The organism is Micromonospora sp. NPDC049359 (genome assembly GCF_044466585.1).
Classification (GTDB): Bacteria; Actinomycetota; Actinomycetes; order Mycobacteriales; family Micromonosporaceae; genus Micromonospora.
On the sequence record NZ_JBITMW010000004.1, the window covers coordinates 188,488 to 212,933 of the forward strand.

24 protein-coding genes are annotated in these 24,446 nt (G+C 72.2%); 12 read left to right on the plus strand and 12 right to left on the minus strand.

What is annotated here, in order from left to right:
* Positions 1–98 precede the first annotated feature (98 nt).
* The 4 genes from ACIBTX_RS12040 to ACIBTX_RS12055 form a co-directional block, all read right to left on the minus strand.
* On the minus strand, positions 99–1,058 hold the full coding sequence (locus tag ACIBTX_RS12040; protein WP_396832434.1) for an asparaginase: 960 nt from the start codon (positions 1,056–1,058) through the stop codon (positions 99–101).
* A 94-nt stretch (positions 1,059–1,152) separates the two neighbouring features.
* Positions 1,153–1,980, minus strand: a complete 828-nt coding sequence (locus ACIBTX_RS12045) for a 3-keto-5-aminohexanoate cleavage protein (protein ID WP_357172396.1) — start codon at positions 1,978–1,980, stop codon at positions 1,153–1,155.
* Between the two features lie 23 nt (positions 1,981–2,003).
* Positions 2,004–3,116 carry a YgfZ/GcvT domain-containing protein gene (locus tag ACIBTX_RS12050; protein ID WP_396832435.1) on the minus strand — a complete coding sequence of 371 codons (1,113 nt, stop codon included), beginning with the start codon at positions 3,114–3,116 and terminating at the stop codon, positions 2,004–2,006.
* The gene (locus ACIBTX_RS12055; RefSeq protein WP_357129042.1) at positions 3,113–3,541 is read right to left on the minus strand and encodes a Fur family transcriptional regulator; all 429 of its coding nucleotides are present in this window, start codon (positions 3,539–3,541) and stop codon (positions 3,113–3,115) included. The genes ACIBTX_RS12050 and ACIBTX_RS12055 overlap by 4 nt, the downstream gene beginning before the upstream one ends.
* Positions 3,542–3,610: 69 nt before the next feature.
* On the opposite strand from ACIBTX_RS12055, the gene ACIBTX_RS12060 reads away from it, so the two are divergent.
* The gene (locus tag ACIBTX_RS12060; protein WP_396832436.1) at positions 3,611–4,492 is read left to right on the plus strand and encodes an aminotransferase class IV; all 882 of its coding nucleotides are present in this window, start codon (positions 3,611–3,613) and stop codon (positions 4,490–4,492) included.
* Between the two features lie 4 nt (positions 4,493–4,496).
* On the opposite strand, the gene ACIBTX_RS12065 is transcribed toward ACIBTX_RS12060, so the two are convergent.
* The gene (locus ACIBTX_RS12065) at positions 4,497–5,087 is read right to left on the minus strand and encodes an FABP family protein (RefSeq protein ID WP_355050865.1); all 591 of its coding nucleotides are present in this window, start codon (positions 5,085–5,087) and stop codon (positions 4,497–4,499) included.
* Positions 5,088–5,094: 7 nt separating this feature from the next.
* Positions 5,095–5,199 carry a small membrane protein MtfM gene (gene mtfM / locus ACIBTX_RS12070; RefSeq protein WP_267897534.1) on the minus strand — a complete coding sequence of 35 codons (105 nt, stop codon included), beginning with the start codon at positions 5,197–5,199 and terminating at the stop codon, positions 5,095–5,097.
* Between the two features lie 12 nt (positions 5,200–5,211).
* Here mtfM and ACIBTX_RS12075 point away from each other — a divergent pair, with 12 nt between their 5' ends.
* From ACIBTX_RS12075 to ACIBTX_RS12085, 3 genes are all read left to right on the plus strand, one after another.
* Positions 5,212–5,586, plus strand: coding sequence for a DsrE family protein (locus tag ACIBTX_RS12075; RefSeq protein ID WP_357129035.1), 375 nt, complete (start codon positions 5,212–5,214; stop codon positions 5,584–5,586).
* Positions 5,587–5,657: 71 nt separating this feature from the next.
* Positions 5,658–6,038, plus strand: coding sequence for an SCP2 sterol-binding domain-containing protein (locus tag ACIBTX_RS12080; protein ID WP_396832437.1), 381 nt, complete (start codon positions 5,658–5,660; stop codon positions 6,036–6,038).
* Positions 6,035–8,089 (plus strand): glycogen debranching N-terminal domain-containing protein, encoded by a 2,055-nt coding sequence (locus ACIBTX_RS12085; RefSeq protein ID WP_357172401.1) that lies wholly within the window; start codon positions 6,035–6,037, stop codon positions 8,087–8,089. Before ACIBTX_RS12080 ends, ACIBTX_RS12085 begins: the two co-directional genes overlap by 4 nt.
* Before the next feature lie 9 nt (positions 8,090–8,098).
* Here the strand turns inward: ACIBTX_RS12085 and ACIBTX_RS12090 are convergent, their stop codons facing one another.
* A complete protein-coding gene (locus ACIBTX_RS12090) occupies positions 8,099–8,959 on the minus strand; it encodes a hypothetical protein (RefSeq protein WP_396832438.1) in 861 nt (286 codons plus the stop codon).
* 151 nt (positions 8,960–9,110) lie between these two features.
* Between ACIBTX_RS12090 and ACIBTX_RS12095 the strand changes: the two genes are divergently transcribed.
* A complete protein-coding gene (locus ACIBTX_RS12095; protein WP_396832439.1) occupies positions 9,111–13,496 on the plus strand; it encodes a S8 family serine peptidase in 4,386 nt (1,461 codons plus the stop codon).
* 71 nt (positions 13,497–13,567) lie between these two features.
* On the opposite strand, the gene ACIBTX_RS12100 is transcribed toward ACIBTX_RS12095, so the two are convergent.
* The 5 genes from ACIBTX_RS12100 to ACIBTX_RS12120 form a co-directional block, all read right to left on the minus strand.
* A complete protein-coding gene (locus tag ACIBTX_RS12100) occupies positions 13,568–13,888 on the minus strand; it encodes a DUF1416 domain-containing protein (protein WP_357129015.1) in 321 nt (106 codons plus the stop codon).
* 2 nt (positions 13,889–13,890) lie between these two features.
* A complete protein-coding gene (locus ACIBTX_RS12105) occupies positions 13,891–14,739 on the minus strand; it encodes a sulfurtransferase (protein WP_357129012.1) in 849 nt (282 codons plus the stop codon).
* Positions 14,740–14,948: 209 nt separating this feature from the next.
* Positions 14,949–15,026: an Ms5788A family Cys-rich leader peptide gene (locus ACIBTX_RS12110; protein WP_310503780.1), complete on the minus strand. Its 78-nt coding sequence runs from the start codon at positions 15,024–15,026 to the stop codon at positions 14,949–14,951.
* A gap of 116 nt (positions 15,027–15,142) precedes the next feature.
* Positions 15,143–15,940, minus strand: coding sequence for a DUF2993 domain-containing protein (locus ACIBTX_RS12115; protein ID WP_357392824.1), 798 nt, complete (start codon positions 15,938–15,940; stop codon positions 15,143–15,145).
* Positions 15,941–16,045: 105 nt separating this feature from the next.
* Positions 16,046–17,098 (minus strand): hypothetical protein, encoded by a 1,053-nt coding sequence (locus ACIBTX_RS12120; RefSeq protein WP_357129006.1) that lies wholly within the window; start codon positions 17,096–17,098, stop codon positions 16,046–16,048.
* A 241-nt stretch (positions 17,099–17,339) separates the two neighbouring features.
* Between ACIBTX_RS12120 and ACIBTX_RS12125 the strand changes: the two genes are divergently transcribed.
* From ACIBTX_RS12125 to pstB, 7 genes are all read left to right on the plus strand, one after another.
* On the plus strand, positions 17,340–18,059 hold the full coding sequence (locus ACIBTX_RS12125) for a response regulator transcription factor (protein ID WP_357129003.1): 720 nt from the start codon (positions 17,340–17,342) through the stop codon (positions 18,057–18,059).
* Between the two features lie 134 nt (positions 18,060–18,193).
* Positions 18,194–19,075 (plus strand): polysaccharide deacetylase family protein, encoded by an 882-nt coding sequence (locus tag ACIBTX_RS12130; RefSeq protein ID WP_396832440.1) that lies wholly within the window; start codon positions 18,194–18,196, stop codon positions 19,073–19,075.
* An 87-nt stretch (positions 19,076–19,162) separates the two neighbouring features.
* Positions 19,163–20,089 carry a mycothiol synthase gene (gene mshD / locus ACIBTX_RS12135; protein WP_357128997.1) on the plus strand — a complete coding sequence of 309 codons (927 nt, stop codon included), beginning with the start codon at positions 19,163–19,165 and terminating at the stop codon, positions 20,087–20,089.
* Positions 20,090–20,302: 213 nt separating this feature from the next.
* Positions 20,303–21,412, plus strand: coding sequence for a phosphate ABC transporter substrate-binding protein PstS (gene pstS, locus ACIBTX_RS12140; RefSeq protein WP_396832441.1), 1,110 nt, complete (start codon positions 20,303–20,305; stop codon positions 21,410–21,412).
* Positions 21,413–21,453: 41 nt separating this feature from the next.
* Positions 21,454–22,548 carry a phosphate ABC transporter permease subunit PstC gene (pstC, locus tag ACIBTX_RS12145; RefSeq protein ID WP_357128991.1) on the plus strand — a complete coding sequence of 365 codons (1,095 nt, stop codon included), beginning with the start codon at positions 21,454–21,456 and terminating at the stop codon, positions 22,546–22,548.
* A complete protein-coding gene (pstA, locus tag ACIBTX_RS12150) occupies positions 22,545–23,633 on the plus strand; it encodes a phosphate ABC transporter permease PstA (protein ID WP_357128988.1) in 1,089 nt (362 codons plus the stop codon). Before pstC ends, pstA begins: the two co-directional genes overlap by 4 nt.
* A gap of 17 nt (positions 23,634–23,650) precedes the next feature.
* Complete coding sequence (pstB, locus tag ACIBTX_RS12155) at positions 23,651–24,427, plus strand: phosphate ABC transporter ATP-binding protein PstB (protein WP_099848932.1); 777 nt, start codon at positions 23,651–23,653, stop codon at positions 24,425–24,427.
* Positions 24,428–24,446: the final 19 nt, after the last annotated feature.

A 24,446-nucleotide genomic window follows, 5' to 3' on the forward strand; every position in this document is an offset into this window, starting at 1 on the left:
CCTAACGATTGCACTCACCCCTTGACCCCAGGGCGGCTCGAGTGGCAATAACTTCATGATCAACGGGGTGGGGTGGGGGCGAGACCGGGAGGTGGGGGTTACCAGAGGGGGCGGATTGCGCCTACCGGGACGCCGCCGCCGAAGAGCGGCACCTCGGCGTACTCGGTCAGCACGGGAGCGTCCACGCCGAGCCGCCGCAGCGCCGAGACCAGGACCGGCATGCGCGCCCGGTCGGCGCCGTCGTCGATCTTGAGGGCCACCGCGCCGACGCCCGGCAGTCCGACCGCGAACACACCCTCGGCGCCGATCTTGGCCAGGAGGCCCGGAACACCGCGCATCAGCCGGGTGTCGTCGGCCTGGGTACCGCCCACGATCTCCGGGTGGGCCCGCATCGCGTCGGCCACCCGGCGCGGCGCCGAGCCGGGCTCGGCGTCGACGAGCCGGAGGTACGCCCCGGCCAGGCCGGTCAGCGACACCGCGAGTACCGGTGCGCCGCAGCCGTCCACGCCCACCGCCGCGGTCGGCTCGCCGGTGAACTCCTCGACGGTCGCCCGCAACCGCTGCTGCAACGGGTGCTCCGGCCGCCAGTAGCCGTCCCGGGGCCAGCCGGCGGCCCCGCAGGTCAGCAGCATCCCGCTGTGCTTGCCGGAGCAGTTCATCTGGACCCGGCTCGGCCCACCCCCGGCGCGTAGCACCGCCTCCCGGGCCGCCACGCCCGCCGGCAGGTCGGGCGGGCAGTGCAGCGCCGAGGCGTCCAACCCGGCCCGGTCGAGCAGCGCGCCGACCCGGGCCAGGTGGAAGTCCTCCCCCGCGTGGCTCGCCGACACCAGCGCCAGGTCGGCCGGGTCGCTGAGCGCAAGGCCGGCGCGGAGCATCCCGATCGTCTGCATCGGCTTGCTGGCCGAGCGCGGAAAGATCGGCGCGGTCACGTCCCCGGCGGCGGCCAGGGTCGCCCCGGTCGCGTCCAGCACCACCACCGAACCGCGGTGCCCACCCTCCACGAACCCGGACCGGACCACCTCGGCGAGCGGCACGCCGCCCTCGTACGTCTTTCCCACGTGCTGGACGGTACCCAGGGGATCGGGCCGCCCGTCGGCGGGGTGACCAGGTCGTCAACCGCGCGGGTGACAGGGGCGGGGGAAGCCCGTGGCCTTACAGCCCGAGCAGCGCGCGAGCCTCGGTGGTGCTCAGCGGCGGCCGCTGGGCGAGTTGGGCGAAGCCGACCGCGCGGGCGACCAGCTGCATGTTGGACTCGACCGGACGACCCTTGGCGTACGTCACCGTGTCCTCCATGCCGACCCGCAGGTGCCCGCCCGTCGAGAGCGAGGCCAGCAGCACCGCAATGGTGCTGCGGCCGATGCCGGTGGCCGAGAACGTGGTGCCCTCGGGCAGGTCCCGCAGCATCCGGTGGGCGGCGACGAGCGTCTCGGTGGTGCCCGGCATGCCGCCCGGCACCCCCATGACGAAGTCGACGTGTACGTGCCCGCCCGCCGGCAGCCCGTACCTGCCGAGCAGCCGCTGCAACGCGGACAGGTGACCGAGGTCGAAGATCTCGTACTCCGGCACGATCCCGCGCTCCTGCATCCGGGTGTGCAGGTCGACGATGAACTCCCAACGGTTGAGGAAGACGTCGTCGCCGAAGTTGACCGTGCCCATGGTGCAGGAGGCCATGTCGGGACGGGCGTCGAGCACGGCGAGCCGGGACGCCTCCGGGTCGGTCACCGCGCCGCCGGACGAGAGCTGCACGATCAGGTCGGTGTTCTCGCGCAGCGCCGCCACCGTCTCGGCCAGGCGGGCCGGGTCGAGGGTCGGCCGGGCCTCGTCGTCGCGGATGTGGACGTGGATCACGGCGGCGCCGAGCGCCTCGCACTCCTTGGCGGTGCGCAGCAGCTCGTCCAGCGTCACCGGCAGTGCCGGCACCTCCGCCTTGGCCGACTCCGCGCCCGTCGGGGCCACCGTGATCAACGTCCCTGTCGTCATGCCGGCGATCCTAGACGTGCCGGTCAGGACGGGTCGATCGCCGCCGCGGTCTCACCGATCATCAGAGCGGCGTCGTCCGGGACGTTCCGCTTCAGGACGGCGAGCGCGACCTGACCCAGTTCGTGGTGCAGCACGGCGGTGCCGACGAAACCCACTGCCCGTCCGTCGAGGGTCACCGGCGTACCGGCGGTCGGCGGCTGGTCGGTGGTCACCCCGTCGAGGTGCAGCAGCACCAGGCGGCGGGGTGGCCGGCCCAGGTTGTGCACGCGGGCGACCGTCTCCTGACCCCGGTAGCAGCCCTTGTCCAGGTGCACGGCCGGGCCGATCAGGTCCACCTCGGCCGGGATCGTGCGGTGGTCGGTGTCCACCCCCACCCGGGGCTGCCGGGCGGCCACCCGGATCGCCTCGTACGCCCAGAGGCCGGCGACCGGCACGCCCGCGCCGCGTAGCTCCGCGACGACCTGCTCCATCGCCGAGCGGGGCACCAGCAGGTCCACCCCGAGGAGGCCGCGTCGCGCCCAACCGCCGATCGACAATGGTCGGACGTCGTACCGGATGCCCGCCCGGGGCGGCACGGCCCCGGCGGCGAACTTCGGACCCGGCACCGGGATCAGGTCCGGTGCGGCCAGCCCGGTCACGCCGAGCGTCCCGACGGCCTCCGCCGCCGCCGGACCGACCAGCGACAGCAGCGCCCGTTCGGCGGTGGCGTCGCGGGGGTCGACCTTGCTGAAGAACCGCATCTTCTCCAGGTACGCCAGCAGGCCGTCGGTCGCTCCCGGCTCGGTGTCCAGCCAGGTGGTCTCGCCGTCCTCGGCGACCAGGGCGTGCTGCTCGACGTGCCCGTGCGGGGAGAGCACCAGCAGTTCGGTGCCCTCACCGGGGGACAGCGTCGACAGGTGCTGCGAGGTGATCGTGTGCAGCCAACCGGCACGCTCCTCGCCGGGCACCGCGACGATCCCCCGGTGCGACCTGTCGACCAGGCCGACCTCGGTGTCAAGTACGCGCTGCTCGCGCAGCGGATCGCCGTAGTGCGCGGCCACGCCCCGCACCCCGGCGGCGACGTGCGCCGGGTCCGGCTGATCGCGGCTGGCCTCGTCGATGCTCTCGACGGCCACCGCGCCCGCGATGTCGATCATTTGTGGTCCCCGTTCTCGCACCGGCCGCAGACGCCGAAGAGTGACACGTGCCCGATGTCCACCCGGAAGCCCCGCTGCGCGACCAACTGGTCGGCGAGCGGGCGGAGCAGCTCCGGATCGATCTCGTCGATCGCGCCGCACTCCCGGCAGACCAGGTGGACGTGTTGGTGCTCACCCGCCGCGTGGTACGTGGGCGAACCGTGCGACAGGTGGGTGTGCGTCACCAGGCCGAGCCGTTCCAGCAGCTCCAGCGTGCGGTAGATGGTGGTGATGTTGACCCCGGCGGCGACCTCCCGCACGGCGGCGTGCACCCGCTCCGGGGTGGCGTGGCCCAGATCGAGCACCGCCTGCAGGACGAGCTGCCGTTGCGCCGTCAGCCGCAGCCCACGGGCCCGGAGCATTTCCGCGAGGGAGGATTCGGACACCGTCCGATCATAGTTCGACGAACGCGCCGACTCCCTACGCGCGGTTGTCCCCCGCTACGCTCGACGGTCATGGTGACGTCGTCCGTCGGCAATGTCCCGGCCACGCCGAGCGCGCGGATCGCCGTGCTGGGTCGGGGCCCGATCCCGGCGGACGAACCCGTGCTCCGCGGCGACGACCTGGGCGTCCTGCGCGGCGACGGCCTCTTCGAGTCGATGCACCTGCGCCACGGGCGACCGTGGCTCCGCGACGAGCACCTGGCCCGGCTGATCACCGCGGCGGCAGCCGTCGAGCTGGACCTGCCGCCGACCGACGCGCTGACCGATCTGCTCGACTCCGTGCTCGTGGGCTGGCCGGCGGAGGTGGAGGGCGCGTTACGGCTGGTCTGCACCCGGGGCTCGGAGGCCGGCGGTCCGCCGACCGTCTACGCCACGCTGACCGCCGTGCCGGCGTCGTCGCTGGCGGCGCGACGGAACGGGATAACCGTGGCCGTCCTGCCGCTGGGGGTGCCCGCCGACGCGCGTACCGGGCTGGACTGGCTACCGGCGGGCATCAAATCCACCTCGTACGCGGTCAACAGCGCCGCCCGCCGCTGGGCCCGACGGGCCGGGGTGGACGACGTGCTCTGGGTCTCGTCCGACGGGTACGCCCTGGAGGGGCCGATCGCCAACGTGGTGTGGCTCACCGGTGACACGATCTGCACGGTGCCCGCCGCCACCACCGGCATCCTGCCCGGCACGACCGTCGCCTGGCTGCTCGCCCACGCACACGAGCTGGGCCTGGACGGTGCCGAACGGATGGTGACGCCGGCGGAGCTGCACACCGCCGACGGGCTCTGGTTCAGCTCCTCGGTACGCGGACTCGCCGAGGTGCGGATGCTGGACGGGGTACGCCGGGACCCCTGCCCGCGTACCCCCGCCCTGCACGAACTGCTGGGTTTCCCCGTCGACTGAGCCGTCAGCCGCCGACCCGGACGAGCCGCGCCGACAGGTGCGGGCTGAGCGGGTGACCCATCGCGGCCATCTCCTGCGCGTACAGCAGCGCGCCCTCGACGATGCCGAAGAGCCGGTGACCCCCGGTGACCTCCTTGGCGGTCGCCGTCCGCACCACCGCGTCGGTGGCGAACTCGACCTGGGTGCCGGTGCGCTTGCCGAGATGCAGCTCCATGACACCGGTCGGAGTCGTCAGCAGGGCCTCCAACTCGTCGGTGGCCCGGCCGTCCACCAGCACCGGCCGCCACCAGCCGACCTCACGCCCGGCCGGGCGGACGGGCCGGCTCTGCTCGTCGAGGATCCAGGCCCGCGACTCGTAGTGCAGGAACGGCCGGCCGTCGTGGCTGATCCGGATCTCCTGCGCGTAGTCGAAGTCCTCGATGGTGGGGAAGCCGCCCTTGCCCCGGCCCCGCCACAGACCGATGTACGGCAGCAGGCCGTCCAGCGCCGGGTGCAGCTTCGGCCCGACGCGCAGGTCGTGGCTCTCCTCGTACGGGTACTCCTCGACCGGCGGCGCGTTGAGCCACGGCGGTTGCAGCGGATTCTCGTCGCTCACTGTGCGCTCACCAACGTCCCCTTGAAATCCTTACCGCCAGATAGACCAGGCCACCGGCGAGCGCGCCCAGGCCGGCGACCAGCAGGCTGACGAACCCGATCTCGGTAACCATCCCGACCATCCTATGCTGGGCCCCATGGCCCGCTCTCTCGTCGTCAAGGTCACCGCCGGTGCGGACGCCCCGGAGCGGTGCGCGCAGGCGTTCACGGTCGCCGCCACGGCGGTCGCGGCCGGCGTGGACGTCTCGCTCTGGCTGACCGGGGAGTCGACCTGGTTCGCGCTGCCCGGCCGCGCCCAGGAATTCGAGCTGCCGCACTCCGCGCCGCTGGCCGAGCTGCTGCACGTCATCCTGACCAGCGCTCGGGTGACGGCCTGCACCCAGTGCGCGGCCCGGCGGGAGATCGGCCCGGAGGACGTACTGCCCGGTGTGCGGATCGCGGGCGCCGCGGTCTTCGTCGAGGAGGCGTTGGCCGAGGGCGCGCAGGCACTCGTGTACTGACCCCTGACTCAGCCGGATGGCGGAGTGCGAATACCGACCCGGCAACCCGAAGCGCTGCCTACGATTCGGATGTGACCGAGGCGACCCAGCGGTTCTTCGAATCCCTGCCGGCGCGGGCACCGAGGGTCCTGCGCGGCCTGGCCGCCGGAACCCTCCAGATCGACCTCGGCATCAACCACCAGACCGAGCACTGGCTGGTCCGGATGCGGCCGGGCGAGGTGCGGGCCACCCGCGAGCGAGGCCCGGCCGACGCCATCTGGTACAGCAGCTCGGCCCTGTTCGACAGATTGATCGCCGGTGAAGCCCAGGCCCTCGCCGCCGTGCTGCGCAACGAGAGCACCTTCAGCGGCGACGTGGTGCTCTTCCTGGCCTTCCGCCGCTTCTTTCCGGACCCGCCGGGCACGAGGGACCCGCGCGAGGTCGCCCGCGAGGCAGTCGGGCGGCGTTCGTGAAGGATCTCGTCAGCATCCTGGACGGCAACACCTTCCTGGTCACCGACCACCGTGGGGACATCGAGCCGTCCTTCGACTTCCCGACGGGACTGTTCTCGTTCGACACCCGCTTCCTGTCGAGCTGGGTGCTCACCCTCGACGGGCAGCGGTTGCACGCTCTCTCCGTGGACACCAGTGAGTCGTACCGGACCACGTTCTTCCTCGCGCCCGGCGAACCCACCCACTACCTGGACGCCAAGGCGTCGGTGATCCGCAGCCGCGAGATCGGGGGTGGCTTCGACGAGGAGCTGACCGTCCTCAACCACTCCGGCGAGGAGGCCGATTTCATCGTCCGGGTCGAGATGGGCAGCGACTTCGCCGACCTGTTCGAGATCAAACACGCCCAACAGAAGGTGGGCCGGACGACGGTCGCGGTGACCGACAACGAGCTGCGCCTGACGTACCGGCGGGAGGCCTTCCACCGGGAGACCCGGATCCGCTCCACGGCACCGGCACAGGTCGACCCCGCCGGGATGACGTTCCGCGTCCGGGTCGACAGCAACGGCGAATGGACGACCCGGCTGCGCATCTCCACCACCGTCTTCGGCGCGCGGGGCGAGGACATCCGCACGACCCTGCCGTACGCGGGCGGCCGCGGCGGGGACGCCATCCGCGCCGAGCACCGGGAGCTGATCGACCGGGCGCCGAAGCTCGGCTGCGACTGCGAGCCGCTGGCCGGGGCGTACCGGCGCAGTCTCAACGACCTGGCCGCGCTGCGCTACGAGTCGATCGCCCTGGGCGTACGGCTGATCGCCGCCGGGCTGCCGTGGTTCATGACCCTCTTCGGTCGGGACAGCATCATCACCTCGTTGCAGGTGCTGCCGTTCCTGCCGGAGCTGATCCCGCCGACCGCGCAGATGCTGGGCGGCCTTCAGGGGCACCGGGTGGACGACTTCCGGGACGAGGAGCCGGGCAAGATCCTGCACGAGCTGCGGTACGGCGAGACCGCCGGCTTCGAGGAGCAGCCCCACTCGCCGTACTACGGCTCGGCCGACTCCACCCCGCTGTTCGTCATCCTGGTCGACGAGTACGAGCGCTGGACCGGCGACACCGCGCTGGTCCGGCAGTTGGAGCCGCAGGTCCGCGCCGCGCTGGACTGGATCGACACCTACGGCGACCTGCTCGGCACCGGTTACCTGTCGTACCGCACCCGCAACCCGGAGACCGGCCTGCAGAACCAGTGCTGGAAGGACTCCTGGGACGGCATCTCGTACGCCGACGGCCGGCTGCCCGGCTTCCCCCGGGCCACCTGCGAGTTGCAGGGCTACGCGTACGACGCGAAGGTCCGCGCCGCCCGGCTCGCCCGCGAGGTCTGGGACGACCCGGCGTACGCCGACCGGCTGGAACGGGAGGCGGCGGAGCTCAAGCAGCGGTTCAACCGCGACTTCTGGATCGCCGACCGCGGGTACTACGCGCTCGCCCTGGACGCCGACGGTCAGCAGGTCGACGCGCTGACGTCGAACATCGGGCACCTGCTGTGGAGCGGGATCGTGGACGAGCCACGGGCCGGCAAGGTGGCCGAACACCTCCTCGGGCCGCGGCTCTTCTCCGGCTGGGGGGTGCGGACCCTGGCCGAGGGCGAGGGCCGGTACAACCCCATCGGTTACCACGTGGGCACCGTCTGGCCGTTCGACAACTCGATCATCGCCTGGGGGTTGACCCGGTACGGCTACCGGGAGGAGGCCGGGCGAATCTGCGACGCCATGCTGGCCGCGTCGGAGTACTTCGGCGGGCGGCTGCCGGAGGCGTTCGCGGGCTACACCCGCAGCCGCACCGGTTACCCCGTGGAGTACCCCACCGCGTGCAGCCCGCAGGCCTGGTCGAGCGGCACGCCGCTGCTGTTGCTACGCGTGATGCTCGGCCTGGAACCGCAGGGTGAACATCTGATCATCGACCCGGCCGTGCCGCCGGGCATGGGCCGGGTGGAGCTGCTGGACATCCCGGGTCGCTGGGGCCACATCGACGCGTTGGGGCGCAGCCGCGATCCGGACGATCGAGGCACGGGCGGCTGACCCGCCTCCTCAGCCGGGGCAGCCGACGGTGGCGGCCACGCGTGCGGCGGCCGGACCGAGTTCGGCCAGCACGGTCACGTCACCCGCGCGGTACGCGTACACCGGCGGGTTGTCCAGCAGTGGGGTGCCGCCGGCCAGCGCGGCGAGGGCGCTGGTCTCGGCCGGGCCGGGACCGGCGGCGGACCGTGCGGTACGGGCCAGGGTGCCGTCCGGGCAGGGCGCGGTGACCAGGTCCGGCGCGCTGCCGGTCGGCCGTCCCAGCGCGGTCAGGGCGGCCGTGAGCGCCGCCGCCTCCGGGCCGACGGCGGTGGCCGGCGGCGGGTCGTAACCGGCGCCCGGCGGCCGGCAGCCCGTGTCGACGGTCAACCGCAGCCGGCCGTCCCCGGTCGGCCGCCCCGCGACGGCGACGAACTCTCCGGCGTCGGCGCGTAGTTCCGGACCGTCCAGGCCGGGGCCGACGCCGGCCCGCCAGCTCGCGGGCAGCCGGTCGGCGATGCCGGTCAGTACGGCCCGCCCGGTGTCGGCGGGCGCCAACACGGCGATCTCGCGACGCAGCCGCGCGCCGTCGGCGAGTGGGGTGACGCGGCAGCCCGCGCTGACCCGCGCCGGTCCCAGCTCCAGCAGCCCGGTCGTGCCGGCGGCCCGGGCCAGCTCGCCGACCGCCCTGTCGACCACCGGAGCGGCCTCGGCGAGGGTGCGCTGCTCGCGCACCGTCGGTGGGTCGTCGCGGACCGACATCCAGGTGAGCCCGGCCAGCAGGAGGGCCCAGAGGACGGTCGCGACCAGCAGCCAGCGCCGCCCGCGCCGGGCGGGCGCCGGCGGGGCGGGGTCGCTCGACGAGGGCCAACCCGTCTGGACAGCACCGCTCACCCGGCCATGGTGTCACGAGCCGTCCTCCGCTCTCGAAAGGCAGTGGTCGACGACCCGACAGCCCGCCTTTCGGCCGGCATAACGCCAGGTCACCGGCCGATCGTTAGGCATTGAGCACCGTCCGAGCAGGTCCCGGACCCAACGGGACCCGATGTGGGGAGGAACAGTGCTCCAACCACCACCGAATGCGAGATCCGTCCGCTGGCGAACGGCCGTGGCATGCGTCGCGGCCCTGCTGGCCCTCACCGCCCAACCCGCCGTCGCCGCCCGACCCGCGCCCACGCCCGCCCGCGTCGACCAGCGGCTGCTCCGCCAGCTCGGCGCGACGGGCACCGGCAGCTTCCTCGTCTACCTGCGCAGCACCGCACCGGTGGCGCGGACCGCCAAGCTGCGTGACCCGGACGACCGGGCCCGCGAGGTGCACCGGCTGCTCACCACGACCGCCACGCGCACCCAGAAGGGCCTACGCACGCTGCTCAGGAACCGCAAGGCGGCATACACCCCGTACTGGATCGCCAACGCGGTCCGTGTCACCGGGAATCGCGCGCTGCTCGACGAGATCGCCAAGCGGCCGGACGTGGCGAGGATCGAGCCGAGCCGCAGTTATCCCCTGCTGCGGCCCACCCCGGCCACCGGCAGCCACGCGGACGCGAACGGCCCGGAGTGGGGGCTCACCAACATCAACGCCCCGCAGGTGTGGAGCGAACTCGGCGACCGGGGCGACGGCGTGGTCGTCGCCACGATCGACAGCGGCGTCCAGTACGACCACCCGGCGCTGGTCGGGGCGTACCGCGGCAACCTCGGCGGTGGCGTCTTCAACCACGACCACAACTGGTACGACCCGGCCGGCGGGTGCCCCAGCGCCGCGCCCTGCGACAACGTCGGCCACGGCACACACACCACCGGCACGATGGTCGGCGACGACGGCGCGGGCAACCAGATCGGCGTCGCTCCCGGCGCGAAGTGGATCGCCGCGAAGGGCTGCGAGACCGACTCCTGCACCGACGCCTCGCTGCTCGCCGCCGGCCAGTGGGTGCTGGCCCCGACCGACCTGAACGGGCAGAACCCCCGCCCCGACCTGCGCCCCGACGTGGTCAACAACTCGTGGGGCGGCGCCGGCGGCGACCCGTGGTTCGAGCAGACCATCGCGGCCTGGCGCGCTGCCGGCATCTTCGGGGTCTTCTCCGCCGGCAACGACGGCCCGGCCTGCGGCAGCGCCGGCTCACCCGGAGACAACGCCAACGCGTACGCCGTCGGCTCGTACGACGTGCAGAACACCATCTCCGACTTCTCCGGGCGGGGCGCCGGCACCGAAGGACGGTCGTACAAGCCGAACGTGGCCGCGCCCGGCAGCAACGTGCGCTCCAGTGTTCCCGGCGACTCCTACGCCGCGTACGACGGCACCTCGATGGCCGCGCCGCACGTCTCCGGCACGGTGGCGCTGCTCTGGTCGGCCGCGCCGACCCTCCGGGGCGACGTCGCCGGAACCGAGGAGCTGCTGGACCGCACCGCCCGCGACGTCGACGCCACCGCCTGCGGAGGCACCGCCGCCGACAACAACGTGTTCGGCGAAGGTCGGCTGGACGCGTACGCGGCGACGCGGGCCGCGCCGCGCGGCGCCGTCGGACGGATCACCGGCACGGTCACCACGGCCGGCGGCGGCGACCCGATCGCCGGCGCGACCGTCGGCGACGGCGCCCGCAGCGTCACCACCGGCGCGGACGGCCGGTACGCGCTGACCGTGCCGGCCGGCGAGGCGACGGTCACCGTCAGCGCCTACGGGTACGCCGGACAGAGCGCCACCGTCACCGTCACCGAGGGCGGGGCGGTCACCCGGGACTTCGCCCTGACGGCCAACCCGACGGTCACCGTGGCCGGCCAGGTCACCGACGCCTCCGGGCACGGCTGGCCGCTCTACGCCCGGATCGAGGTCACCGGCCGTCCCGGTGGACCGGTGTTCACCGACCCGGCCACCGGCCGGTACTCGTTCACCGTGCCCGGCAACGCCACGTACCGGCTCACCGTCACCGCCCGCTATCCCGGCTACCGCACGGTCACCCGGGACGTGGTCACCGGCGGCGACCCCGTGACGGCCGACCTCGCCGTACCGGTCGAGACCGGATGCACGGCGGCCGGCTACACCGGCAGTTTCGGCACCCCCCTGCTGCGGGAGAGCTTCGACAGCGCCGCGACGCCGGACGGCTGGTCGGTACGGGACCGCACCGACGACGGCGGCTGGACCTTCACCGACGCGGGCGAGCGGGGCAACCTCACCGGCGGCAGCGGCGCCTTCGCCATCGCCGACAGCGACCGTCTCGGCTCCGGCCGGACCCAGGACACCGACCTGGTGACCCCGAGCGTCGACCTGCGCGGCACGCCGGCGCCGGTGCTGCGTTTCCACAGCGACTGGCGGGCGGTCGGCGTGAGCGACACCGCCGACGTGGACGTCTCCACCGACGGCGGCGCCACCTGGACCACGGTCTGGCACCAGACCACCAGCCGGCGCGGGCCGGTCGTCGAGGAGGTGCCACTCGACCCGGCGGCCGGGGCCGCCACGGTACGGGTCCGGTTCCGCTTCCACGGCAGCTTCGCCTGGTGGTGGCAGGTGGACGACGTGCAGGTGGTCAACCGCGACTGCGTACCCGCCCCGGGCGGGCTGGTGCTCGGGGTGACCACCGACCGCAACACCGACACGCCGCTCGACGGGGTCACCGTGGTCAGCGCCGACCGCCCGCAGGACCGGGGCAGGTCGGCGCCGACGCCGGACGACCCGACGATGCCGGACGGCTTCTACTGGCTGTTCTCCGGGCTGACCGGGGCACACCGGTTCACCGCCAGCCGGACGCCGTACCAGGTGGCCGCCGAGACGGCGAGCGTGCCGGCCGACGGTGTCCGCCGCCTGGACGTCGCGCTGGCGGCCGGTCGCCTCACCGTCACACCGACGACCGTCCGGTCGTCCCAGCCGTACGGCAGCACCCGGACCGCGAAGCTGACGGTACGCAACACCGGCAGCGCGCCGGCCGCCGTCAACCTGGTGGAGCGCAACGGGCGGTTCGATGCGCCGTCCAGAGCCGGAGCGCCCCTGCGGGAGCAGCGGATCAAGGGGATCAGCAAGACCCGTACGGGCACCGCGTACGGCGCGTCCGGGACCGGGACCGGGACGCAGGACGCCTGGACCGGTATCGCCACCCTTCCGGCGGCGGTCTACGACAACGCGGCGGCCACCCTCGACGGCAAGGTGTACTCCGTCGGCGGCGGTGGCGGCAGCGGGCTGGAGCGCAAGGCCTGGCGCTACGACCCCGACACGGACACCTGGGCGGCGCTGCCCGACCTGCCGAGCGGCCGGGCGAAGCCGGTCGCGGCGGCCGTCGGCGGCAAGCTGTACGTCCTCGGTGGCTGGGGCGTCGACGACGACACCGTCGCCTCCGTGGACGTGTTCGACCCGGCCACCGACACGTGGAGCACGCTGGCCGGGCCGGGCAACCCGTTCCCCGTGGCGGCGGCCGGCGGGGCGGTCACCGGCGGGAAGATCTACCTGGTCGGTGGCTGCCAGGACAACGACTGCGCCGAATCGGACCGGCTCGTCGTCCTCGACCCGACCACCGGCACGTTCCGCACCGGCGCGGCGTACCCGCACCCGGTGTCCTGGCTCTCCTGCGGCGGGATCGGCAGCGCGGTCTACTGCGCCGGTGGCACCGGCGACGCCGACTACACCGACGCCTACCGGTACGACCCGGCGGCCGACGCGTGGCATCCCCTGCCCGACCTGCCGGTGGACCTCTGGGGCGCCCAGTACGCGGCGGCCGGTGACCTCCTGGTCCTGGCCGGTGGAGTCACGGCGGCGTCCACCACGGTCACCAACCGGACCATCGCGTACGACCCGGTGGCGGGGAGTTGGCGCGACCTGCCCAACGTCCAGTCCGGTCGGTACCGGGGCGCTGCCGCCTGCGGCGCGTACCGGATCGGCGGTTCGCCGTCCCCCTTCGTCGGCTCCCCGGACGCCGAACGGCTCAGCGGCCTGGAGCTGTGCGCCGGGGAGGCGGACCTACCCTGGCTGACCACCAAGCCGGGCACGTTCACCCTCGCGCCGGGGGCCTCCCGGACGGTCACCGTCAAGATGCGTGCCACGGCCGCCGCCGATGTGGCCCAGCCGGGCACCTACTCAGGCGAGCTGGGTATCGCGTCCGACACGCCGTACCGGGTTCCGGCGGTGCCGGCGCGGATGACCGTCTCGCCGCCGGCGAGCTGGGGCCGGATCCAGGGCAGCGTCACCGGGGTCACCTGCACCGGCGCGACCGTCGGGGTCGCGGCGACGGTACGGGTCAACCGGGTGGGCAGGACGACCGGCTGGACCCTGACCGCGAACCCGCAGGGCCGGTACGTCTGGTGGCTGCCCAAGGGCCGCTACGAGGTGATCGTCGCCAAGGACGGGTGGATACCGCAGACGCGGCGCACCCGCATCAGGGCGGGCCTCGTCGAGACCGTCGACGTCGTCCTCGCCCCGGTCTCGTCCTGCACGAGAGCCACCGGCATCTGATCACGCCCACGATGACGACCGGGGCCGGCCACCCAGGAGGGTGACCGGCCCCGGTCGATCAGAGCGGTGGGTCAGGCGACGGTGACGGACACCTCGTTGATGCCCCGGCCGGCGGTGACGGCGGTGTCGCCGTTGCCGTGCCGGGACAGCGCCCGCAGCGTCCAGGCGCCGGGTGCGGCGAAGAACCGGAACTGGCCGGCGGCCGAGGTGACCACCTCGGCGGTGAACTCGCCGGTCGAGTCGAGCAGCCGGACGTACGCGCCCGGCACGACCTCGTCCGCCGCCGACCGGACGACGCCGGTGATGACGGTCTCCTTCTCAAGGTCCAGGCTGGCCGGCAGGGGCGCGGCCTGGTCAGGTGCGGCGCAGCCCGCAGCGGTGGGAGCGGTCATCGTCAGGCCTCCCCTGGCTCGTCGCCGAGCGCGACCGGCACGCCGACCAGCGAGCCGTACTCGGTCCAGGAGCCGTCGTAGTTCTTCACGTTGCGGTGACCGAGCAGCTCCTGCAGCACGAACCAGGTGTGCGAGGAGCGCTCGCCGATCCGGCAGTACGCGATGGTCTCCTTGCTGTCGTCCAGCCCCGCGTCGCCGTAGATCTTGCGCAGCTCGTCGTCGGACCGGAAGGTGCCGTCCTCGTTGGCCGCCTTGGACCACGGGACGCTGATCGCCGTCGGGATGTGACCGGCCCGCTGCGCCTGCTCCTGCGGCAGGTGGGCGGGGGCCAGCAGCCGGCCGGCGAACTCGTCGGGGCTGCGCACGTCGACCAGGTTCTTGGTGCCGATCGCGGCGACGACCTCGTCGCGGAAGGCCCGGATGGAGGTGTCCGGCTCCTGCGCGACGTACTGGGTCGCCGGGCGGGGCGTCGTCTCGGTGACGAGCGGGCGGGCGTCCAGCTCCCACTTCTTGCGACCACCGTCGAGCAGCTTGACGTCGCGGTGGCCGTAGAGCTTGAAGTACCAGTAGGCGTACGCCGCGAACCAGTTGTTGTTGCCGCCGTAGAGGATCACGGTGTCGTCGTTGCTGATGCCCCGCTCGGACAGCAGCGCCTCGAACTGGGCCTTGTTGACGAAGTCCCGGCGGACCGGGTCCTGGAGGTCGGTCTTCCAGTCGACCTTGATAGCGCCGGCGATGTGGCCGGTCTCGTAGGCCGAGGTGTCTTCGTCGACCTCGACGAAGACGACGCCCGGGGCGTCGAGGTTCTTCTCGGCCCACTCGGCCGAGACGAGTGCGGTGTCGCGACTCATCGATTCACTCCCTGGTGAGGATGGATGGTGAGCCAACGCGCGAATATCGATGGGTTGAACTGTCGCACCGCGCGCGGGACCCAGCGGAAGGACGGGATCACGGGTTCGTGCGACGGCGCCGCTGCCGGGCGTTCGGTGGGATCACCGGAAAGGGTCGAGGACCCTGCGTGCCGGTGGCCGCCGTCAGGCGGCCGAAAACAGCCCCGCCGTCAGATGACAGGGCGACACAGGCAGGTGGCCACGCGGCACAGGTCGACCGCGCGCCGTTTGGTGAGGTGGGTCCCCATGGTCAGGCAGCCTACCAGCGATCCGGAGGGCTGCCACCGTGCCGACCACCATCCGGGAATCGTCCGGCTGCCGGGCCGCTGTGGCGTCCCAGCGGACCGGGCTGTCGACGCACGACTCAGCTGACCGAGTTGATCGGTACGTTCTTCGCGTCGGCGGTGACGGCCAGCCCTTCGGGCAGCGGCTGGACCTTGCGGACCGTGAGTTGGAACGGCAGGTCGGGCAGCGGCACGTCGATGGAGATGCTCTTTGCGTAGTTGCTGAGGATCGTGCGGGCCAGCGGCAGGTTCGGGAGCCCGGCGGCGTCCAGGTTGTTGAAGCGCAGGGCGACCGCGCCGTTCTTGGCGACGGTGACGTCGGCGGTGCCGGCGACGGTGAACTTCGTGCCGAGGATGTCGACCGGGGCGCTGACGGCCAGCTTGCCGCCCTGCTCGCCGAGGGTGAGGCCGGGTCGCTTCAGCAGCGCGGCGAGGCTCTCGTAGCTGATCGTGCCGGTGCCGTCGACCGTGTCGGCCACGACGTCGCCCTGCCCGGTCCGCAGCGTGTCCAGCGACGCCCGCACGTTGCGGGCGTCGACGTCCAGCACCGGCAGCCGTACGGCGTCACCGTCGACCGAGGCCTGCACGTCCCGCAGCGAGATGGAGATCCGCTCGTACCGCCCGTCGAGCACCTGCGTGAGGAACGGCATTCCACCGACCTCGACGTCGGGCGCCGCGGACTGCGCGCCCTGGTTGCTGATCTCCTGGCTGACCCGTTCGGCGATGAGCCGCTCGGCCACCCCGACCGCCACCCGGTCGGCGACCACCAGCAGGCCCGCCACCACGAGGAGCAGGACGACCAGGCCGATGAGCAGCTTGCGTCCGCGCCGTTGGGGCCGGGCCTGCTGCTGGTCGTCGACCGGATACTCCTGGGCCACGCCGCCTCCTGTCTCCGCCCGCCGCGACACGGCGGGTCGTCCGAACCGGTGCCGCTGCGCGGCGCACCCGTAGGTACCCGAGCGGCACCGACCTCAACCGTGGGCTCAGAGGAAGAGCATGCACATGGCGTACGCGGCGGGCGCAGCCAGGGCGAACCCGCCGAGCGGCCCCTGCATGTGCCGGGCGACCCACATGGTGGGCGGCTCTCCGGCCATGAGGCGACCTGCCTCCGCGTACCCCACCGCGAGGTCGGTGAGGACGGCGGTGACGGCCGCGACCAGGCCGATCACCGCGGCCCTGGTCGGGGTGAAGGGTGCTACCAGATAGCCGCCGAGCAGCGCGCTGACCAGCGTGCCCACCATCGCGCCGCCGACGACGCCGGCCGCGCCCCGGGGCACCTGCGGGGCCAGCCGGGGCCACGGCAGCACCGCGTCGGTGAGCCGGGCGACGGTGAGCGCGACCCCGCTCGCGGTCAGGCAGACGGTGATCGCCTGGGTGCCGGCGGGGATGCGGCTGAGCACGATCAGGGTGCCGAAGGCCACGACGCCGACCACGATGAGCAGGGTGGCGCCGAGGGAGTCGGTGACCCGGACCCGGTCGACGCGGCGGACCAGTTGGCCGAGCACGGCGGCGAGGAAGCCGCCGACGGCCAGGTAGCCCAGCGGCGCCAGGCCGGCGATGTCGCTCCGGACGGCGGCGACGTCGGCGGCCGCGGCGACGGCGGCGCTGATCCCGCCCACCAGCAGCAGCGCCGGTGGGCGCATGGCCATCGTCCAGGCGAGCACGAACAGCAGTTGGACGCCGAAGACGATGACGGCGAACGGCAGGCGGTGACCCGGGCCCGACGTCTGCGCGCCGAGCACCAAGCCCACGCCGAGCAGCGCGGCGAAGCCGGCGATGGTCAGCGCCAGCGGGCGGTGCACCTCGACCGGAGGGACGACCTCCTCCTCCGGCTCGTCGGTCTCTTCCTCGGTACGACGGGCCGGCTCACCGGCGCGGCGGGCCCGGCGCGGTCCACCTCCACGGCGCTCGCCGTCGGCGACAGCCGGCCCGGTGCGCGGCGCGGGTGGGTGGCCACGGGTCGGAGCGGCCGGACCCGGACGGGGTCCGTCGGTCCACGAGTCGCGGCCGGCGTCCGGCGAGGTGGAGGGAAACACGCCCCGATCGTGCCAGATCGACCGCCCGGTGCAGTGGTCGCGGGTTTCAGTAACGTTAAAACCTGTGCCACGATCAGGGGCAAGCTAGACAAACGGGAAATGGCCTGACGGTGCAGCCGAGGCGATCGGCTACGCTCAACGCGTTACCCGCCCGTCAGCGACGCCGGGACCACGCAATTTCTCAGCGCACTCCCTCACGAGTGTGTCTGGTCGCGTGCGGCGATGCGCCGCCGGGACGGAGGTGATCGTGGAAATCCTGCTGCTGGTGACTGCGCGCGCAGGCGAACCGTCGGCTGTGTTGCCGGCTCTCGACCTGCTGCCACACTCGGTGCGCACCGCGCCGCGCGACGTCCGCACCCTTGTTGCCGGGCCCAGCCCCGACGCGGTGCTGGTGGACGCCCGGTCGGAGTTGAGCGAAGCTCGGGCGACCTGCCGGATGTTGCACGCCACCGGGCTCGGGGTGCCGCTGGTCGCGGTCGTCACCGAGGCCGGCCTGATCGCGCTGAACGCGGACTGGGGCGTCGATGACGTCATCCTCGCCTCGGCCGGTCCCGCCGAGGTGGAGGCCCGGCTGCGGCTCGCGGTCGGCCGCCTGAGCAACGCGACGGCCGGCGCCGGCGGCTCGATCCGGGCCGGGGAACTCACCATCGACCCGGACACGTACGCGGCGAAGCTCAAGGGCCGCCCGCTCGACCTCACCTACAAGGAGTTCGAGCTGCTGAAGTTCCTGGCCCAGCACCCGGGCCGGGTGTTCACGCGCGACCAGCTGCTGCGCGAGGTCTGGGGATACGACTACTTCGGCGGCACCCGGACGGTGGACGTGCACGTCCGACGGCTGCGCGCCAAGCTCGGCTCGGAGTACGAGTCGATGATCGGCACGGTCCGCCAGGTGGGCTACAAGTTCGTCGTACCCCCGTCGCGTTCGCTGCCGGAGACGGAGCACGCGCCGTTGCCCGTCTAGCTTCGCCCGATTCCCCATATGCCCCTTTTGCGCAGCTTGGCAGTCCTATTCTGACTGCCGGGTTTGTCGCAAAAGGGGGCAAGGGTGCGCGCAGGTAACACGGGGGCGACGGGCCGGGGGCTCCGGCCGACCGGGTGGAAGCCGTGACGCGGGTCAGCTCGACCGCGCGCGTGGCAGGGATCGTGACAGTGGTGGTGGCGGCGCTGCTCGGCTCCGCGTACGTGCTGGGCCGTAGCCTCGTCCCGGACCAGACCCGGCAGCACGCCACGGGCGTCACCACCGACGCCACCGGGCCCCACTACGCCGACCAGCCTCCCGAGCAGCCGTCGACCGAACACCCGAGCACCAGCCAGAGCGCCGCCGGTCCCGCCGAGGCCAGCCAGGACGGCACGGGCCGGGACGCCGGGGGCGACAAGCTGTTCGGCGCCCACACGGACACCGGCACCGCCCGCCTCGCGCTGACCTTCGACGACGGGCCGGACCCGCGCTACACCCCCCAGGTCCTCGCGCTGCTGCGCGAGTACGACGTCAAGGCCACGTTCTGCGTGGTGGGCGAGAACGCCCAGGACCACCCCGACCTGATCCAGGCGATCGTGGCGGACGGCCACACGCTCTGCAACCACTCCTGGCACCACGACGTCTCGCTGGGCAACCGGTCCGCCGACCAGATCCGCACCGACCTGATCCGCACCAACGAGGCCATCCGGGCAGCCGTGCCGGACGTCCCGGTCGTCTGGTACCGCCAACCCGGCGGCGCCTGGACCTACCCGGTGGTGTCGGTGTCCCGGCAACTCGGCATGACCCCGCTGCACTGGTCGGTGGACCCGTCAGACTGGCAGGCGCCCGGAGCCAACAAGATCGCCACCACGGTGCTCACGCAGGCGCAACCCGGGGCGGTCGTCCTCATGCACGACGCGGGCGGCGACCGGCAGGGCACGGTCGACGCGCTGCGCCGGATCCTGCCCGAACTCACCGCACGGTACGAGCTGGAGGCGCTGCCCACCGACCCCACGTGAGGCGGCCACCTTCCTCGGGCGACGGGTCCGGGACGCTACTCGGGCGACAGTCCGGGACGCGCCTGACGCAACGGCTACGGTGACGGGATGAGCAGCGCGGAACCGACCAGCGACCAGGTCACCCGGACCGACCGACTGTCCCCCGCGGAGATCGCCGGCGTACTGGCCCTGGCCCGAACGGCGGGCGACACCGACGGCGCGGACCCGCTGGACGAGCACGTCCTGCTCCGCCTGCGTGACGCGGACGCTCCGGCCGTACACCTGCTCGCCCGCGCCGACGACGGCACGCTGACCGGGTACGCGCACCTGGACACCACCGACCCGGTGGACGGGATCGGTGTCGAGTTGGTGGTGCACCCGGCGTACCGGCGGCGCGGCACCGGCCGCGCGCTGGCCCGGGGTGTGCTCGCGTCGGCGACCGGACCGCTGCGGGCGTGGGCGCACGGCGACCACCCGTCGGCGGCGGCGCTCGCCGTGGACCTGGGGTTCGCCCGTGCGCGGGTGCTCTGGCAGCTCCGCCGACCGTTGGCGGCTCCACTGGGCGAGCCGCGCCTGCCTGACGGGGTGGCGCTGCGCGCGTTCCGGCCGGGGGCGGACGACACGGCGTGGCTGGCCCTGAACGCGCGGGCCTTCGCCGAGCACCCCGAGCAGGGCCGGTGGACCCCGGACGACCTGCGGCTCCGGCTCGCCGAGCCGTGGTTCGACCCGGCCGGCTTCCTGCTCGCCGAGGAGACCTCGACCGGTCGACTGCTCGGCTTTCACTGGACGAAGGTGCACGAACGGCCCGGGTCGGCCCGGATCGGCGAGGTGTACGTGCTCGGGGTGGAGCCGACCGCGCACGGCGGCGGCCTGGGTCGGGCGCTGACCACGGCGGGGCTCGCGTACCTGCGGGACAGGCGGGGCCTGGACCGGGTGATGCTCTACGTCGACGACTCGAACACCGGGGCGGTCGCGCTGTACGAGCGGCTGGGCTTCGCCCGGTGGTCCGCGCACATCAACTACCACCTCGGCTGAGCGGCAACGGGCACTGAAGTGCCCCGGTTCACTTAACGGACAACTCACCCTCAGCGAGCGGTCACCTCGGGGGCCGGACCTGTTCACCCTGCGTTCACTTGCGACCGGCGAACCGGCTACCTGGCACTTCTAACTTTCGTGTCAGCCGGTCAGTGCCGGTCCTCGGGCCCCGGGATCGGGGCGCCAAGTCAGACGCGAAGGGAAACCCCTCAGGTGAAGCTCCAGCGGTACGGCACTATTGCCTGCCTCGCTCTTGCCGCGACGCTCGGCCTCAGTGCATGCGGCTCGGACAACAACGAGCCCACTTCCGGCGCCAGCGCCTCGGGCTCCGCCGCCGCGGTCGACTGCGGTACCGGCACGGTGAACGCACAGGGCTCGTCGGCCCAGAAGAACGCCATGGCCGAGTGGATCAAGGCGTACCAGCAGAAGTGCGCCGGCACCACCATCAACTACGAGGCTTCCGGTTCGGGCGCCGGCATCCAGGCGTTCATCGCCGGGACCGCCGACTTCGCGGGCTCCGACTCCGCGCTCAAGCCGGAGGAGCAGCCGCAGGCCGACGCCAAGTGCGCCGGCGGCAAGGCTCTCAACCTGCCCATGGTGATCGGCCCGGTCGCGGTCGTTTACAACGCCGGCAGCGGCGTGGACAACCTGCAGTTCAAGCCGGCCACCCTGGCGAAGATCTTCGCCGGCAAGGTCACCAAGTGGGACGACCCGGCCATCAAGGCGGACAACCCGGACGCAAAGCTTCCGTCCGCCGCCATCCAGACGGTCCACCGCTCGGACGAGTCGGGCACCACCGACAACTTCACCAAGTACCTGTCGAAGACCGCCGAGTCGGACTGGACCTTCAGCAACGCCAAGGCGTGGAAGGCCCCGGGTGGTATTGGTGCCGCCAAGTCCGACGGTGTGGCCAGCAAGGTCAAGAGCACGGTCGGCACGATCAGCTACGTCGAGTGGTCGTACGCCGAGAACTCCAGCCTGAACATGGCCAAGGTGCAGAACGGTGCCGGCGAGTGGGCCGCGCTGACCGCTGAGTCGGCCGGCAAGACCATCGCCGGGGCGAAGATCGAGGGCCAGGGCGACGACCTCAAGCTGTCGATCGACTACAACACCAAGGAGGCCGGGGCCTACCCGATCGTCCTGGCGACGTACGAGGTCGTCTGCAGCAAGGGCCTCGCGGCCGACAAGCTGAAGCTGGTCAAGGGTCTGCTGAGCCACGCCGCCAGCGCTGAGGGCCAGAACTCCCTGACCGACCTCGGCTACGCCCCGCTGCCCGAGACGGTCCGCACCAAGGTCGAGACCGCGGTCGAGAACCTCTCCTGATCCGAGACCACCACACCTCCGCAACCGAATCGAGCGAGCAGATGGGTGAAACCCCTCACCGCTCGGCCGACGCCGGCACCGGTGGGACGCGCGTGACCCAGAGTCACGAGTGGCCCGCCGGTGCCTCGGCGCGTGTGGCCGAGGCACCAGTCAGCACCCGTTTCCCGGGCGGCACCGGGCTGGGCGGCGGCGGCGACACGCTGCCCCGAAACCGGAAGTTCGGGGCCGAGCGGGCCTTCCGTGGCCTCACCCTGGCTGCCGGAACGACAGTGTTGGTCATCATCGTGGCCATCGCGGTCTTCCTGATCGCGAAGGCGATCCCGGCCCTACGCGCCAACTCCGCGAACTTCTGGACCTTCGAAGGCTGGTTTCCGAACGACAACCCGCCCACGTTCGGCATCGGCGCTCTCGCCTTCGGCACCGTGCTCACCGCCACCCTGGCGCTGCTCATGGCCGTACCTGTGGCAATGGGCATCGCGCTCTACCTCTCCCACTACGCTCCGCGCAGGCTTGGCAACAGCCTCGGCTTCCTGATCGACCTGCTGGCTGCCGTACCCAGCGTGGTGTTCGGCCTCTGGGGTCGCGACTACCTCATCGGCCCGGTGTCGGACCTCTCTGTCTGGCTCAACAAGTACTTCAGCTGGATCCCGATCTTCGGCGGCGACGGCCCCTACGGCAACTCGATCCTGCTCGGTTCTCTGGTACTGGCCATCATGATCCTGCCGATCGTCACCTCGCTCACCCGCGAGGTGTTCCTCCAGACGCCGAAGGCCAACGAGGAAGCCGCCATCGCCCTGGGCGCCACCCGTTGGGAGATGCTCCGCACTGCGGTGCTGCCGTACGGCCGTCCCGGCATCATCGCCGCGGTCATGCTCGGCCTGGGCCGAGCGCTGGGCGAGACCATCGCGCTGGCGTTGACCCTCGGCTCCACCTACGCCATCTCGTTCAACCTGCTCGAGTCCGGTGGTAACACCATCGCGGCCAACATCGCCAACCGATTCGCCGAGGCGAACGAGACCGGTCGGGGCGCCCTGATCGCCTCCGGCCTCGTGTTGTTCGCGATCACCTTGATCGTCAACATCATCGCGCGGGCGATCATCTACCGCCGCCGGGAGTTCACGGAGTCCGCCGCATGACCACAACCGTCACCTCCCACCGCACCCGGCCGCCGGCCCAGCCGGCTTCACTGCGGGCCCGGCGGCTGCCCTGGTACGCCGCACCGGTCATCGCCGTGGCGGCCCTCGCACTCTCCGCCGTGATCGTTTACGGCGGAGACATCGGCGGCCCGGTCCTCGTCGTCGTCCTCGGCGCGATCCTCTACCTGGCCGGGCTCTTCGCTGCGGCCAACGTGGTCGAGGGGCGTCGATCGGCCCGCAACCGTACCTGGAGCGCGCTGATCCACTCCGCGTTCGTGCTGGCGGTGCTGCCGCTCATCTCGGTCGTCTGGACGCTGGTCAGCAAGGGCACCGAGCGGCTGGACGGCAACTTCTTCCAGACCTCGATGAACAACATCGGGGCCCGGGACGCCAACGGCGGCGCGTACCACGCGATCATCGGCACGCTGGAGCAGGTCGGCATCGCCACCCTGATCACCGTCCCGCTCGGCATCCTCTGCGCCATCTACATCGTCGAGTACGGGCGGGGTCGGTTCGCCTTCGCGATCCGGTTCTTCGTGGACGTCATGACGGGCATCCCGTCGATCGTCACCGGCCTCTTCGTGCTGGCGTTCTGGGTGCTGATCGTGTCGCCCTGGTTCAACGACGGCCGGCCGAGCTTCTCCGGCTTCGCCGCCGCGCTGGCCCTTGCCGTACTGATGCTGCCCACGATCGTCCGGTCCACCGAGGAGATGCTCCGCCTCGTGCCGGCCCCACTGCGCGAGGGCGCATACGCGCTCGGCGTACCCAAATGGAAGACGATCCTGCGGGTGGTCCTGCCGACGGCACTGCCCGGCATCGTCACGGGCGTCATGCTCGCCATCGCCCGCGCGGCCGGCGAGACCGCGCCGGTGCTCCTGGTCGCCGGCGGCGGCGCCGCGATCAACTTCAACCCCTTCGAGAACAACCAGTCGTCGCTGGCCCTCTTCGTCTACCAGCAGGCCGGCGAGGCGTCGAAGTATTCGCCGGCACGGGCGTGGACCGCGGCACTCACCCTGGTCGCCCTCGTGCTCATCCTGACGATCGCGGCGAAGCTGCTGGCCCGTCGCAACAGGCTCAGCCGATGAACCCCGGAGGTACCACCATGGCCAAGCGCGTCTCCGCCTCGAACGTCACCGCGTACTACGGCGGCTTCAAGGCGATCGAGAACATCAACCTGACCGTCGAGCCGAAGACCGTCACCGCTCTCATCGGGCCGTCCGGTTGCGGCAAGTCGACGTTCCTGCGGTCGATCAACCGGATGCACGAGGTGCTGCCGGGGGCCCGCGTCGAGGGCAGCCTGACCATCGACGACCAGGACATCTACGACCGGGACGTGGACGTCACCGCGGTCCGGCGCACGATCGGCATGGTCTTCCAGCGGCCGAACCCGTTCCCGACCATGAGCATCTTCGAGAACGTGGTGGCCGGGCTGAAGCTCAACGGGGTCCGCAAGAAGTCGATCCTGGAGGACGCGGCCGAGAAGGCCCTGCGTTCGGCGAACCTGTGGGACGAGGTCAAGGACCGCCTCGGCAAGCCGGGCGCGGGCCTCTCCGGCGGTCAGCAGCAGCGGCTCTGCATCGCCCGGACCATCGCGGTCGAGCCGCAGGTCGTGCTGATGGACGAGCCCTGCTCGGCCCTGGACCCGATCTCCACGCTGGCCATCGAGGACCTGATGTTCCAGCTCAAGGACAAGTTCACGATCATCATCGTGACCCACAACATGCAGCAGGCCGCCCGGGTGTCGGACCGGACCGCCTTCTTCTCGATCGAGAAGACCGGCGACCCGGGCCGGCTGATCGAGTACGACAACACCCAGAAGATCTTCAGCAACCCGAGCGTGAAGAAGACCGAGGACTACATCACCGGCCGCTTCGGCTGAGCCGCCGGACTGCACTCGA

Bases quoted from the DNA above. Each gene is read 5' to 3' on its own strand.
- ACIBTX_RS12045 (WP_357172396.1), bottom strand. From the start codon at position 1,980: ATGACGACAGGGACGTTGATCACGGTGGCCCCGACGGGCGCGGAGTCG.
- ACIBTX_RS12050 (WP_396832435.1), bottom strand. From the start codon at position 3,116: ATGATCGACATCGCGGGCGCGGTGGCCGTCGAGAGCATCGACGAGGCC.
- ACIBTX_RS12060 (WP_396832436.1), top strand. From the start codon at position 3,611: ATGGTGACGTCGTCCGTCGGCAATGTCCCGGCCACGCCGAGCGCGCGG.
- mtfM (WP_267897534.1), bottom strand. From the start codon at position 5,199: ATGGTTACCGAGATCGGGTTCGTCAGCCTGCTGGTCGCCGGCCTGGGC.
- ACIBTX_RS12075 (WP_357129035.1), top strand. From the start codon at position 5,212: ATGCTGGGCCCCATGGCCCGCTCTCTCGTCGTCAAGGTCACCGCCGGT.
- ACIBTX_RS12095 (WP_396832439.1), top strand. From the start codon at position 9,111: ATGTGGGGAGGAACAGTGCTCCAACCACCACCGAATGCGAGATCCGTC.
- ACIBTX_RS12100 (WP_357129015.1), bottom strand. From the start codon at position 13,888: ATGACCGCTCCCACCGCTGCGGGCTGCGCCGCACCTGACCAGGCCGCG.
- ACIBTX_RS12105 (WP_357129012.1), bottom strand. From the start codon at position 14,739: ATGAGTCGCGACACCGCACTCGTCTCGGCCGAGTGGGCCGAGAAGAAC.
- ACIBTX_RS12110 (WP_310503780.1), bottom strand. From the start codon at position 15,026: ATGGGGACCCACCTCACCAAACGGCGCGCGGTCGACCTGTGCCGCGTG.
- mshD (WP_357128997.1), top strand. From the start codon at position 19,163: ATGAGCAGCGCGGAACCGACCAGCGACCAGGTCACCCGGACCGACCGA.
- pstC (WP_357128991.1), top strand. From the start codon at position 21,454: ATGGGTGAAACCCCTCACCGCTCGGCCGACGCCGGCACCGGTGGGACG.
- pstA (WP_357128988.1), top strand. From the start codon at position 22,545: ATGACCACAACCGTCACCTCCCACCGCACCCGGCCGCCGGCCCAGCCG.
- pstB (WP_099848932.1), top strand. From the start codon at position 23,651: ATGGCCAAGCGCGTCTCCGCCTCGAACGTCACCGCGTACTACGGCGGC.